The organism is Sphingobium sp. VMM, assembly GCF_056790315.1.
In genome coordinates, this window is sequence record NZ_JBXGSI010000017.1 from 1 (window position 1) to 12,558 (window position 12,558).

Consider the following 12,558-nt stretch of genomic DNA (forward strand, 5'->3'; position numbering starts at 1 on the left):
GTGGAATATATCGAGACATATAGGAACGGCCTAAATTTATCTGAACTCCTACGCCTGAAAGCCGTAAGAACCCAGGGCCGCCGCCCACATGTCCCTTCATCTAAATCACAATGTCAAAGAGCCGCACCGACATCAAAACCGGACAACCAGTGTTCCCTAAACTCTCGTTCAGAGGACCAGTGTCCGTCTATGTGGGCGACCGGGTCAGTCAAGCGCCTCAGCAGCGCCGCCCCGTCCGGTGAAAAGCCCTCTAGGCGGGGCAGCCGGAACCGTCAAACGCTTTTTGCAATTTTGTTTCACATTTTTTTGGCGGTTCCGGTCTAAACCCGGAAAACACGGGCATTTCGCCACGGGATACAGGATGACTATGGGGTTACAGGAAGCCGATGCCGCCGACGCAGGGTTCGGCGCACGGGTGAAGAAAGCGATATTCTGGCGCTCCGGCAGCCAGATCATCTCGCAGATGCTGAGCTGGGTGGTGACGCTGGCGGTGATCCGCCTGCTCGACCCCAAAGATTATGGCCTGTTCGCCATGACCCAGGTGATCCTGAACTTCGCCACCTTCCTCAATGGCTATGGCCTGGTCGCGGCGCTGGTTCAGTCGGAGGATCTCGAATCCCACCGGCTGCGCCAGGCCTTCACCATCATGCTGCTGCTGAACGGCAGCCTGGCGCTGCTGCAACTGGCAATCGCACCGCTGGCCGCCGACTATTATGACCAGCCGATGGTGGCGCAGCTGCTGCGGGTGCAGGCACTGCTCTATCTCTCCACCCCCTTCATCGCGATTCCCGAGGCGATCACCGCCCGCGCACTCGATTTCCGACGCCCGGCCTTCATCAACCTGATCGCCGCCATAGCGTCGGCCGCTATGGCGCTGGTCGGCGCGCTGTCGGGCTGGGGCGTATGGACCCTGGTGTTCGCGCCGATGACCGGATTCTGGGTGAAGGCGCTGGGCTATATGCTGGTCACCGGCTTCCGCCCGATTCCCAGTTTCGATTTCAGCGGCACGCGGGCGATGATTCTCTATGGCGCGTCGCTGCTGGGCAGCCAGCTCTTCTGGATCATCCAGAGCCAGAGCGACATCTTCATCGGCGGCCGCGTGCTCACGCCGCATCAACTGGGCCTCTATGCCGAGGCGCTGTTTCTGACCCAAATCTTCGTCAGCAAGTTCATCCCGCCGCTGAACGAGGTCGCCTTCCCGGCCTATGCCCGCATGCAGAAGGATGTGTCGCGGGTGGCCTGGTCCTTCTGCAAGGCGGTGCGGCTGCTGATGCTGATCTCCTGCCCCATCTATCTGGGCATGGCCGTCACCGCAGAACCGCTGGTCGAGACCTTGTTCGGGCAGAAATGGCTGGAGATGGCGCCCTTCGTAGCGATCCTGGCGCTCGCCATGCCATTCATGACGCTGCAGGTGATGTTCGCGCCGGTCAGCAATGCGCTGGGCCGGCCCGGCACCACCGCCCGAATCGCCGCGATCGGGGCGATATTGATGGCCGGCGCCTTCCTGATCGGTATCCAGTGGGGGGCGATCGGCCTGGCCTGGGCATGGCTGGGCGCCTTCCCGATCCTGACCATCGTCACCGCAAGGCTCGCGGGCGGGCCGATGGGGCTGCGCGCGATCGATCTGATCCGTGCCGCCGCGCCGGGGCTGGGCTGTGCCATCCTGATGGCTGGCGTGGTGCTGGTGATCGACCGCCTGCTGCCGCCGCTCGCCGCGCCGATCCGGCTGGCGATCCTGGTGCCGGCCGGCGGCATCGCCTTCCTGGCGGCGCTGATGCTGTGCGCGCGCGGCACGTTGATGGAGCTGGTGCGCCTGATCGTGCGCCGCGCGCCGCCGGTGCAGGCGCCCGCCTGACGGATCGGCGCACGCCCGGCCTTCGTCAGGCGGTCTGGATATAGTCGCGCAGCGCGGCGGCTTCCGATTCGATATTGTCGATGCGGAACTTCACCAGATCGCCGATCGAGACCAGGCCGATCAGGTCGCTGCCCTTCACCACCGGCAGATGGCGAATGCGCCGCTTGGTCATCAGCGACAGGGCGTGGATCACCGGCATCTGGTCGTCGATGGTGATCGCGGGCCGGGTCATCACATCGGCGACCGTGTGGTTCAGGGCCTCTGCCCCTTGCTGGGCCAGACGATAGACGACATCGCGTTCGGAAAAGATGCCGACCACCTGGCCGCCATCGACCACGGGTACGCAGCCGATTCGCCGATCCGCCAGCAAGGTCACCACCGACAATACGCTGTCGGTCGACTGGACCTGGACGACTTCGCGCCCCTTGCCCTGCAAGATTGCCGCGATGGTCATGGCCGCTCTCCTTTTGTGGACTTACTGTCTCTGCGCTTGATGATCCCACTTTCGCGGCGCAAAGAAAAGGGAGGAGAGCAAGAGAATGACAGAGAAAAAGGGCCTGGACGATCCCCGGATCGCGGCAATCGCCTGGTCGCGATTCCGCCGGATCATGCTCTGGATGGCGCTGATCGGCGCATTATGCGTCGGCGCGGCCCTGCTGTTCCTGCGGCTATGGACCGGGCCGATGCCGGTTCACATGATCATCGCCACCATATTGGGCGTCTGGTTGACCTTCATGCTGGGAACGGGCTTGATGGCGCTCGTCTTCCTCTCCGCCGGGACGGGGCATGACGACCAGGTAATGGACCGGCTGAAGGACGAGGTGCCGCTTGACGATTGATCCCCATCGCGAAGTGATATTGCGGGTCGTGCCGCGCCCGGCCGACATCAACAGCAATGGCCATATCTTCGGCGGCTGGGTGCTGAGCCAGATGGATATTGCCGGCGGCATCGTCGCGGGCCGAATCGCCCAGGGCGCGGTGGCGACAGTCGCGATCGAGAGCATGAAGTTCATCTCGCCGATCCTGATGGGCGACCTGGTGTCGGTCTATGCCCAGGAAGAGAAGCGCGGCCGCACATCGGTGGCGATCCGCATCGATGTGGTGGCGACTCGCGGCGGCGGCGCGGAAACGGTGGCACTGACCAGCGGCGTCTTCACCTTCGTCGCACTGGATGAGACCCACCGCCCCCGCCCCATTCCCGGCGATTGAGGGGTCAGCGCAGCTTCTGGTCGTAGCTGTAGCTGACCTGCCCGTTGGCGGGGATGATGGCGCGCCAGACCCAGCTATTGCCGCGGCGCTCCATCTGCGTCGGACGCGGCGCGATGTCGTGGGGAATGAGGATTTCCGCCGTCGCATCAAACGGCCGCGCATTGGTGAGGGTCAGCGTCCAGCGCCGCGCCTTGGCCGACTGGCTGCCGATGACCGCCATGATGCGCACATCGGCGCTTTGGGCGATGTCATAGTCGACCCGCTCGCCTTCCGCCTTGTCGCCAATGTCGGTTTCGCCCGCGAGCAGGCGCTGGCCATCGACGGCTTCGAACAGGGCGACCCGGCCCGAAGGCATGGCGAGTCCCAGCCCGTCGGCCTTGCGATTCTGGAGCCGCAGGCGGAGCGTCATCGGGCGTGAGCGGCCATTGCCGTCGCCATAATCAATCGTCGCGGCATAGAGGCGTTCGACCAGCACATCGGGCTTGCGCAGCAGCGCAACCTGCTTCTGCCCCTTGGCTGCAACGTCGACGGTCACCGGGACGCGATAAAGTTTGAGATCGCCGACATCCTCCGGTGGCGGCGGCGGAGGGGGTGGCGGCGCGGCCACCATCGGCGCGGGAACGCGACGCGCGGTCAGCACGATCTCCTGCGCCGAATCCATCATCGCCTCGGCCTGCGGCATGTCGATCGGGAACAGTTCCCACTGCGGATGGGTACTGGTGATGTCCATCGGCCAGCAGCGCAGCGACAGTGGGCCGCCGGTCGGGCGCGGTTGCGTCTTGCGCCCCTGCTTGTTGGGCTGGCCGGCGATGACGCTGAGCCGGGCGTCGGCAAAGCCGGTGACGCCGCCATTGGCCACGGTCAGCCAGGCCATGAGATCGAGATGGCGGCCGTCATCCTGCATGTCGGCGACATAATTGGCGGCCCAGTCGAATCCCTCGGCCAGATAGGTGAGTTGCAGCGTCACGCGGGTCGGCCGGGCGCTGGTGGCGATCACCGATAGCGTCGGCCGTGGCGACAGGTCGGTCGGCACGCGCGGATAGAGCATGCGTTCGGGCAGGCCGCTGCACCCCAGTGCCTCATAGCCCTGCGCCGTCTGGACGATGACGCCGCCCATCGGCCCGGCGCTGATGATCGCATCCTGTTCACTGACCTTTCCGGTCTTGCGATCGGTGCGGTGCAGGGTGACGCTGCGCTTGAGATAGGCGTCGACCAGACCGGCCGGCGAGAGCAGCCGGGCATCGCGATTCTTCTCCCGCACGCCCTGCGGCATGCCGGAGAGGATCGCGGTTTCGGGCATCAGCCCCTCTGCCACGCCCTCGAACCGCACCACCGAGTCGCCCTTCGGCAGGTTGATGATGCGAGTCTCGTTGATCAGCGCATAGCCGCCGGGCCATTTGGGATCGATCGCCCCCCTGACACGATCGGGCTGGCGATAGACGGTGACCGAGACCGAATCGGCCTTGGCCGAAACCACCGTCCCCGCCCGCGCTGGCGCGATGCCGAGGCAGAGCATAAGAAGGACAAGGACGCGCAGCAGCACGGCGCCGGCCCGGTCAGTAGCGCGAATCGAAGGTGACGCTGAGATCGACCGAGCCATTGGCCGGCACCGGCACGCTCCATTCCATCCGGTCGGCGGAGACGCGCTTGCCTTCGAGGCTTTGTGCAGTGACGCGGGTGTCGCCCCACATCCCCTGCTGGGCCAGGTCGACCGTCACCGCTTCGGGCCGGGCGTTGGTGAGCGTGTAGCGCATCCGCGTTTCCCAGCGCTGGCCGCCCTTTTTCGTGCGCTGCTCGACGGTCGGGCGCACCTTGACGTCGAATGCCTCGCCGGTGCGCAGCGCCATCGACGATCCCATCGGCGTATGGTCGATGCTGTTCTCACCGATGAACTGCGGATCACCGCGCGCGTCGCGCATATAGACGCGGATCGTGCCGGCGGGCAGCTGATCGCCAAGGACGCCCTGTTTCGAGGTCGAGAATTTGAGCACGCTCGATGCGCTCATCGGTTCGGTCGAACTGCCCATCCAGGGATTGAGATATTCATAGGTGGCCCGCGCCGGCGCGCCCTTCACATCGAGGAAGCTGACCTGCTTCTGCTGGGCATTGGCGATGGTCGTGCGATCGGCCAGCGGATAGAGATAATAGTCGCCCAGCCGCTCGCGCGGGCCGCTTTCGGTGCCGGCCTGGTCGATCGCGCCGCTAGACGACTGCCACCAGTTATGCCGCCCGCCGCCACTGGCCGGATTGCCGGCGACCAGGATCGTCTTCGCATTGGTGAAGCTCGTGCCGGTATTGTTGGTGAGCGTGACCCAGCCCTGCATGTCCATCGCGCCCTTGGTCGCGTCGAACAGCGCGACATAATCGGCCGTCCAGCCAAGATTGGGCGTCAGATAGGATAACCGGGCCGGCACGGTGCCGCCGCGCGCGGCCTCGATCGTCACCGACAGGGTCGGGCGGGCGCGTAGATTGGGCGGCACCCGGTCGAAGATCACCCGCACCGGCAGACCATCGTCGCGCAGCACCTCGATCCGCGAACCGATCTGCATGACGATGCCGCCATTGGCCGCCAATATCTTGGCACGCTCGCGCGTCTCGGCGCCGGTCGCGGGGTTGGTGCGGACCAGGGTCACTTCCTGCCCCACCGCCTTGTCCATCAGCTTGTCGGGCGAGAGCAGGTCGAAATCGAAATTCTGTTCGACGATCGAGAAGCCGGGGCCGGAGAGATTGACCGTTTCGGGCCGGATGCGAGCGGAAACGTCGGGAAATTCGATGCGGTTGCGGCCGGCATTGACGCTCAACTGCCGGTCATCCTGCACCAGCGACGGACCGCCATTATAGATGGTGACGGCGACATCGCCCTGCGCGGTGGCGCCGGTGGGATCGACAGCAGCAGTCTGGGCAAAGGCGGCGGCCGGCAGCAGCAGCGCCAGACCGGTCAACAGGCGGACAGTCGTCATCAGGTCTGCACTCCCAAGACCTTGAAGAGAGCCTGATTCACGTCATCGGTGAAAGCGCAAAGCGCTTCCGCCTCAAACGATCAGGCTCTCATGCGACGATCTTCTGCCCCAAGCGGCTATATTTGCAAATAAAAAGGGCGGCGCCGGGATGGCACCGCCCTTTTTGTTTTTGGGGTTGCTCGAAAGCCGCGCTTATTCGGCGGCTTCGGTCGCCGGACGAGCGCGACGGGTGCGCTTGCGGGGGGCTTCCTCCGTCACGTCCGTGTCGCTGTCATTATCGGCGCGGGCGATCGAGGGCGGCAGGATGCTGACATCCAGGCCTTCATTCGCTTCGGTCGGCGCGGCATCGGCCTTGCGCGGGCGACCGCGACGCGGCTTGGGCGCTTCGGCGGCCGGTTCGGCTGCGAGTTCTGCGGGCTGTTCGGCTGCCACCGGCTGCTGCTCGGCGCCTTCCTCGGCCACCGGGCGGTCACGGCGATTGCGATCGCGACGGTTGCGGTCGCCCCGGTCGCCCCGATCATTGCGGTCACCGCGATCCTGACGCTCGCCGCGCGGTTCGCGACGGTCATAATCGCGCTCGGCGCGCTCGGGCTGTTCGGTGCGGCCCTCTTCGGCGCCGTCCTCATTGCCCTCGAACTCTTCGCTCTCATCGTCGAAATTCTCGTCATTCCGGCGGAAGCGCTGCTGCTGCTCCTCCTGGCGCGAACGATTGTCGGCCAGCACGCGGAAATAATGATCGGCGAACTGCAGATAATATTCGGCGTTCACACGGTCGCCGGCCATCTGGGCATCGCGCGCCATATTCTTGTATTTCTCAAGAAGCTGGGCCGCATTGCCGCGGGCGCGGTTGTCGATACGGTTGCCGTTGTCGCCACCACCCCGGTTACCGCCATTGGGACGACCGTTGTTGTTATTATTCCGGCCGCGATTGCGGCGACCGGCCTGCCGGTTGTTGATCAAGACATGATCCTTGCGTTCGCTATGATAATATTCACTGAAAACACTGTTCAGCTGCTATCCCCAAGCACCGCCCCTTCCGTGGGGCCGGATGTGGCTCCGCCGGACATGATCCGAACCGGACCACGCCCTCAGCCACCAGAGGCGCTTGCGCAGCAGCGCCATCTTGACTTTCAGGAGCAGGAAAATGCCTTATCCATCAATGGCCTGATAAGGCCATGTCGCCGGAATAGCGGTTTTCCTGATCCCGATGTAATGGCATTCACGCGATAAACCAAGCAATTTTCGCTGTGGTGGCGTGAAATCCCGCCTTCTTATTCGCCCGGCGTGGCGACGAGGCAGCGATCATGCCCCGCAAGGTCGCGGCGCAGCGAGACGCCCAGCCCCTGTGCCAGCAGCAGTGCCGACACGCTTTCCCCCTGATCATAGCCGATCTCGATCGCGGCCATGCCGCCCGGCGCGATCAGTGCGGGCAGTTGCGGCACGATGCGGCGATAATCGTCCAGCCCGTCGGCGCCGGCGAACAGGGCGCTGGCCGGGTCGTGCAGCACATCGCCGGCGAGCGGCGCGTCGGTCGCGATATAGGGTGGGTTGATCAGCAGCAGGTCGAACGGTCCGGTCACGCCAGCCGCCCAATCGCCAAGCTGGAAGCGCGCGCGCGTCCCCATGCCCAGCCGATCGGCATTGCCCTGCGCCACCGCCAGCGCGGCGGCCGAGGCGTCGATGCCCAGCCCCGTCGCATCGGGCCACTGGTCGAGCGCGGCGAGCAGCAGCGCGCCCGATCCGGTGCCCAGATCCAATATGGTCGTGGGCGACCGGTCACGGAAATGATCGACCGCCGCCTCGATCAGCGTCTCGCTGTCCGGGCGCGGGATCAATACGTCGGGGGTGACGGTCAGGCTGATCGTCCAGAAATCGCGGCTGCCCAGGATATGGGCGATCGGTGCGCCGGCCAGCCGCTGCTGCAGATGGACAGCGAAAGTGACAGGGACAGACAGGTCGCGCTGGCGCAGCAACAGGTCGTTGCGGCCGATGCCCAGCGCATGGGCCATCAGCAGTTCGGCGTCGAGCCGCGGGGTGTCGCTGATCGCGGCTAAGCTGACAGTGGCGTCGCGCAGCGCATCGGCGACGCTCACGCCACCCCGTCCAGCTGGGCGAGGCGCGCGGCCTCATCCTCGGCCACCAACGCGTCAATCACTTCGGCAAGGCCCGGCCCTTCCAGGATTTCGGGCAGGCGGTGCAGGGTCAGGTTGATGCGGTGGTCGGTCACCCGCCCCTGCGGGAAATTATAGGTGCGAATGCGCTCCGACCGGTCGCCCGATCCGACCATCGCCTTGCGCGCGCCGGCCTGTTCGCTCTGGGTGCGCTCCCGCTCCGCTTCATAGATGCGGGCGCGCAGCACCTGCATCGCCTTGGCCTTGTTCTTGTGCTGCGAGCGCTCATCCTGCTGCGTCACGACGATGCCGGTCGGCAAATGGGTGATGCGCACGGCGGAATCGGTGGTGTTGACGTGCTGGCCACCGGCCCCAGAGGCGCGGTAGATGTCGATCTTCAGATCGCTATCGGCGATTTGGACATCGACCTCCTCCGGCTCGGGCAGAATCGCGACGGTCGCCGCGGACGTGTGGATGCGGCCGCCGCTTTCGGTGACCGGCACGCGCTGGACGCGATGCACGCCGCTCTCGAACTTCAGCTTGGCGAATACGCCGGTGCCATTGATGCTGGCCACCACTTCCTTGAAGCCGCCCTGTTCCGAGGCGTTGGCGGAGATCATCTCCATCTTCCAGCCCTGGGTATCGGCATAGCGCTGATACATGCGGAAGAGGTCGCCGGCGAAGAGTGCGGCTTCGTCCCCGCCGGTGCCGGCGCGGATTTCCAGCATCGCCGGGCGGGCATCGGCCGAATCCTTGGGCAGCAACTGTAGCGCCAGCGCGCGCTCTGCATCGGGCAACTGCCCCTTGAGCAGTTGCATTTCCTCCTGCGCCATTTCGCGCATCAGCGGATCGGCGTCGCTGTCCTCGCCGCCGGCCATCTGTTCGAGCGCGCGCAGCTCCTGACGCAGCCGGCGCACTTCATGCGCGGCCCGCGCCACCGGCTCGATCTCGGCATATTCCTTGGACAGTTTCACGAACGCATCGGGCGCAAGGTCGGCGCGCGTCATCGACGCCTGCACCTCGTCCCGGCGCGCCTCGATCTGCGCGATGCGTTCGGCGGAGATGTGCATCAGAGCGCCGTCACCGTGCCGATCAGCGCATCCAGTGCGACCGCCTGCTGCTCGCCCGTGCCCAGATTGCGGACCGCCGCCTCGCCCCGTGTCAGTTCGTCGTCGCCCAGGATGATCGCCCAGGCGGCACCCGACGCGTTGGCGCGCTGCATCCGCTTCTTCATATTGCCGCGATAGCCCATGTCGCAGGCGATGCCGGCGCGGCGCAGATCCGCGATGATGCCGGTCGCCTTCGCCTCGGCCGCCTCGCCCATCGGGATCAGCACGATCTGCGGCTTGTCGATCGCCGGCTGGTCGATCAGCATCGCCAGCCGCTCGATCCCCGCTGCCCAGCCGACCGCCGGGGTCGACGGACCGCCCAGATTTTCGATCAGGCCGTCATAGCGGCCGCCGCCCAGCACCGTGCCCTGTGCGCCGAGGCGATCGGTGATGAACTCGAACGCGGTGTGGCGATAATAATCGAGGCCGCGCACCAGCCGCGAATTACGCTCCCATGCGACACCGGCGGCGTCGAGGCCGCTGGTCACCTTGTCGAAGAAGCTGCGCGCTTCGTCGGTCAGATAGGCGTCGATGTCCGGCGCGCTGTCGGCGATCGGGCGGTCGCGCGGATCCTTGGAATCGAGAATGCGCAGCGGATTCTTCGCCAGCCGGTCGATGCTTTCTTCCGACAGGTCGCCCCGATGCGCCTCGAAATGGGCGATCAGCGCGGCGCGCCAGGCTTCACGGCTTTCCGCGTCGCCCAGCGTGTTGAGGTTCAGGGTCACGCCTTCCGACACGCCCAGTTCACGCAGCAGCTGGTCGGCCAGCACCAGCAGCTCGACATCGGCTGCCGGCTCGCCCGCGCCCAGGATTTCGGCGTCGAGCTGGTGAAACTGGCGGAAGCGGCCCTTTTGCGGGCGCTCATAGCGGAACAGCGGGCCGTGGGTCGCGACCTTCAGCGGCGCATATTGCTGCCAACCCTCGGTAATATAGGCGCGCGAAATGCCGGCGGTGAATTCGGGGCGCAGGGTGATGCTGTCACCGCCGCGATCCTCGAACGTGTACATTTCCTTCGACACGACGTCAGTGCTTTCGCCCAGCGAACGGGCGAACACCGCGGTCGATTCAAAGACGGGCACTTCAACCCGCTGGAATCCATAGAGTTTGCGCACCCGGTCAAAGGTGGCGACGACATGGGCGAAGCGTTCCTGGAACGCCTCCGCCGTGCCGCCCAACATGTCCTGCGTTCCGCGCACCGGGCGCGGCGTTTCGATCTTCGCCATGGGGCAGCGCCTTTAACGATAATCGCGGCCCAAGGAAACGCGCTTTTTATGGCGGCATAAGGGGTGGACGCGGGCGATTCGCCCCGCCATGCTTGGGACAGACGGGCCGTCCGGCCCCCGTTCCTTTTCTGGAGACCGTCATGATCCGCAGCCTTGCTGCCGCCCTTTGCCTTTCGACCGCGATTGCCAGCCCGTTGCTGGCGCAGGATGTCATCCGTTCCAAGCCGACCGCCCTGCCCGTCGACAGCGCCAAGCCGATGCCCAAGGATGTCCCCTATCCGGGCGGCACGATCCGCCTTGACGTCGACGCCACCGACACGGTGCAGCGCATCTTCCGCGTGAAGGAAACCATTCCCGTCGCGGCGAGCGGCCCGATGACCCTGCTGATGCCCGAATGGCTGCCCGGCAACCATGCCCCGCGCGGCCCGATCGAGAAGCTGACCGGCCTGACCTTCACCGCCGACGGCAAGCCGATCAGCTGGAAGCGCAATCCGCTCAACGTCTATGCGTTCGAGATCGACGTGCCGGCCGGCACCAAGCAGGTCGTGGCGCAGTTCCAGTTCCTGTCGGCGACCGCGACCAACCAGGGCCGCGTCGTCGTGACGCCCAAGATGCAGAATATCCAGTGGGAAGATGTCTCGCTCTACCCGGCCGGCTATTATACCCGTCAGATCCCGGTGCAGGCCAATGTCACCTATCCCGCCGGCTGGCAGGCGGCGACCGCGCTGCGCGGCAAGCGCAGCGGCGACACCATCGCCTATGACGTGATCGACTATGAGGCGCTGCAGGACTCGCCGGTCTTTGCCGGCACCCATTTCAAGGCGGTGGACCTGGGCCATAACGTCACGCTGAACATCGTTGCCGACGATGCCGACGAGCTGGTGTTCAACACCGACCAGATCGCCAAGCACAAGAAGCTGGTGGCCGAAGCCGGCGCCGCGTTCGGCACCTATCATTTCGACCATTATGATTTCCTGCTGTCGATCACCGACGAAATGGGCGGCATTGGCCTGGAGCATCATCGCTCGTCCGAGAATCAGGTCGAGCCGGGCTATTTCAAGAAGTGGGATTCGGGTGAGGCGCTGCTCGACCGCAACCTGCTGCCGCATGAATTCACCCATAGCTGGGACGGCAAGTTCCGCCGCCCCGACCTGCTGTGGACGCCCAATTTCGACGTGCCGATGCAGGACAGCCTGCTGTGGGTCTATGAAGGCCAGACCCAGTTCTGGGGCTATGTGCTGGGCGCCCGTTCGGGCATGTTCTCCAAGCAGGAGACGCTGGATGCCTATGCCCAGATCGCGGCGAAGCTGGACACCACGCGTGGCCGCGAATGGCGCCCGATGGTGGACACCACCAATGATCCGATCATCTCCGCCCGCCGTCCCAAGGGCTGGGCCAACTGGCAGCGGTCGGAGGATTATTATAATGAAGGCCTGATGATCTGGCTGGAGGTCGACGGCATCCTGCGCCAGCAGACCAAAGGCGCCAAGGGCATCGACGATTTCGCCAAGGCCTTTTTCGGCATCAAGCCGGGCGACTGGGGCCAGGTCGTCTATAATCGCCAGGACGTGATCGACGCGCTGAACGGCGTCGCCCCCTATGACTGGGCCGGCCTGTTCCACAAATATGTCGACAGCCCCACCACGGAAACGCCCAAGGGCGGCTTCACCCTGGGCGGCTACAAGCTGGTCTATACTGATACGCCCAATGCCATCACCAAGGCGGCCGAAGGCGCGCAGAAGACGGTCGACCAGAGCTTTGGCGTGGGCCTGACGGTCAAGAATGACGGCGATATCGCGGCGGTGATCTGGAACAGCGCAGCATTCAAGGCCGGTCTTGCGGTAGGATCGAAGATTATTGCGGTGAACGGCAATGAATATTCGAGCGACGCATTCAAGACGGCGCTGACCGAGGCTAAGGACGCGAAGAAGCCGATCCAGCTTATCCTAAAGCAGGACAAATATTATCGCACCCTGACCCTCGCTTATTCGGATGGCCTGCGCTATCCGCACCTCGAAAAGACCGGCACCGGCGAAGGCAGCCTCGACAAGCTGCTGCAGCCGCGCACCTGAAGATTTCCAAGCAACCGCA

Annotated in this window: 11 protein-coding genes; 4 read left to right on the forward strand and 7 right to left on the reverse strand. The window is 65.0% G+C overall.

Features of this window, described 5'->3' with window-relative positions; genetic code table 11:
* The first annotated feature begins 367 nt into the window (after positions 1 to 367).
* Entirely contained in the window at positions 368 to 1,855 is a 1,488-nt protein-coding gene (locus ACUCV3_RS19610; protein WP_279776629.1) for a lipopolysaccharide biosynthesis protein, read from the forward strand.
* Between the two features lie 25 nt (positions 1,856 to 1,880).
* On the opposite strand, the gene ACUCV3_RS19615 is transcribed toward ACUCV3_RS19610, so the two are convergent.
* The gene (locus ACUCV3_RS19615; RefSeq protein ID WP_279776628.1) at positions 1,881 to 2,309 is read right to left on the reverse strand and encodes a CBS domain-containing protein; all 429 of its coding nucleotides are present in this window, start codon (positions 2,307 to 2,309) and stop codon (positions 1,881 to 1,883) included.
* An 85-nt stretch (positions 2,310 to 2,394) separates the two neighbouring features.
* Between ACUCV3_RS19615 and ACUCV3_RS19620 the strand changes: the two genes are divergently transcribed.
* The gene (locus ACUCV3_RS19620) at positions 2,395 to 2,694 is read left to right on the forward strand and encodes a hypothetical protein (RefSeq protein ID WP_004209126.1); all 300 of its coding nucleotides are present in this window, start codon (positions 2,395 to 2,397) and stop codon (positions 2,692 to 2,694) included.
* Positions 2,684 to 3,064, forward strand: a complete 381-nt coding sequence (locus ACUCV3_RS19625) for an acyl-CoA thioesterase (RefSeq protein WP_004209127.1) — start codon at positions 2,684 to 2,686, stop codon at positions 3,062 to 3,064. Before ACUCV3_RS19620 ends, ACUCV3_RS19625 begins: the two co-directional genes overlap by 11 nt.
* 4 nt (positions 3,065 to 3,068) lie before the next feature.
* Here the strand turns inward: ACUCV3_RS19625 and ACUCV3_RS19630 are convergent, their stop codons facing one another.
* The 6 genes from ACUCV3_RS19630 to hisS form a co-directional block, all read right to left on the reverse strand.
* Complete coding sequence (locus tag ACUCV3_RS19630) at positions 3,069 to 4,607, reverse strand: DUF4139 domain-containing protein (protein ID WP_482241011.1); 1,539 nt, start codon at positions 4,605 to 4,607, stop codon at positions 3,069 to 3,071.
* Positions 4,608 to 4,620: 13 nt separating this feature from the next.
* Positions 4,621 to 6,024 (reverse strand): DUF4139 domain-containing protein, encoded by a 1,404-nt coding sequence (locus ACUCV3_RS19635; RefSeq protein WP_482241012.1) that lies wholly within the window; start codon positions 6,022 to 6,024, stop codon positions 4,621 to 4,623.
* A gap of 192 nt (positions 6,025 to 6,216) precedes the next feature.
* Entirely contained in the window at positions 6,217 to 6,984 is a 768-nt protein-coding gene (locus ACUCV3_RS19640; protein WP_010335730.1) for a DUF4167 domain-containing protein, read from the reverse strand.
* Between the two features lie 311 nt (positions 6,985 to 7,295).
* Entirely contained in the window at positions 7,296 to 8,117 is an 822-nt protein-coding gene (gene prmC / locus ACUCV3_RS19645) for a peptide chain release factor N(5)-glutamine methyltransferase (RefSeq protein ID WP_048938051.1), read from the reverse strand.
* The gene (gene prfA / locus ACUCV3_RS19650) at positions 8,114 to 9,205 is read right to left on the reverse strand and encodes a peptide chain release factor 1 (RefSeq protein ID WP_017499489.1); all 1,092 of its coding nucleotides are present in this window, start codon (positions 9,203 to 9,205) and stop codon (positions 8,114 to 8,116) included. The genes prmC and prfA overlap by 4 nt, the downstream gene beginning before the upstream one ends.
* Positions 9,205 to 10,467 carry a histidine--tRNA ligase gene (gene hisS / locus ACUCV3_RS19655; RefSeq protein WP_482241013.1) on the reverse strand — a complete coding sequence of 421 codons (1,263 nt, stop codon included), beginning with the start codon at positions 10,465 to 10,467 and terminating at the stop codon, positions 9,205 to 9,207. The genes prfA and hisS overlap by 1 nt, the downstream gene beginning before the upstream one ends.
* Before the next feature lie 140 nt (positions 10,468 to 10,607).
* On the opposite strand from hisS, the gene ACUCV3_RS19660 reads away from it, so the two are divergent.
* Entirely contained in the window at positions 10,608 to 12,539 is a 1,932-nt protein-coding gene (locus ACUCV3_RS19660; RefSeq protein WP_279731252.1) for a M61 family metallopeptidase, read from the forward strand.
* The last annotated feature ends 19 nt before the right edge of the window (positions 12,540 to 12,558 follow it).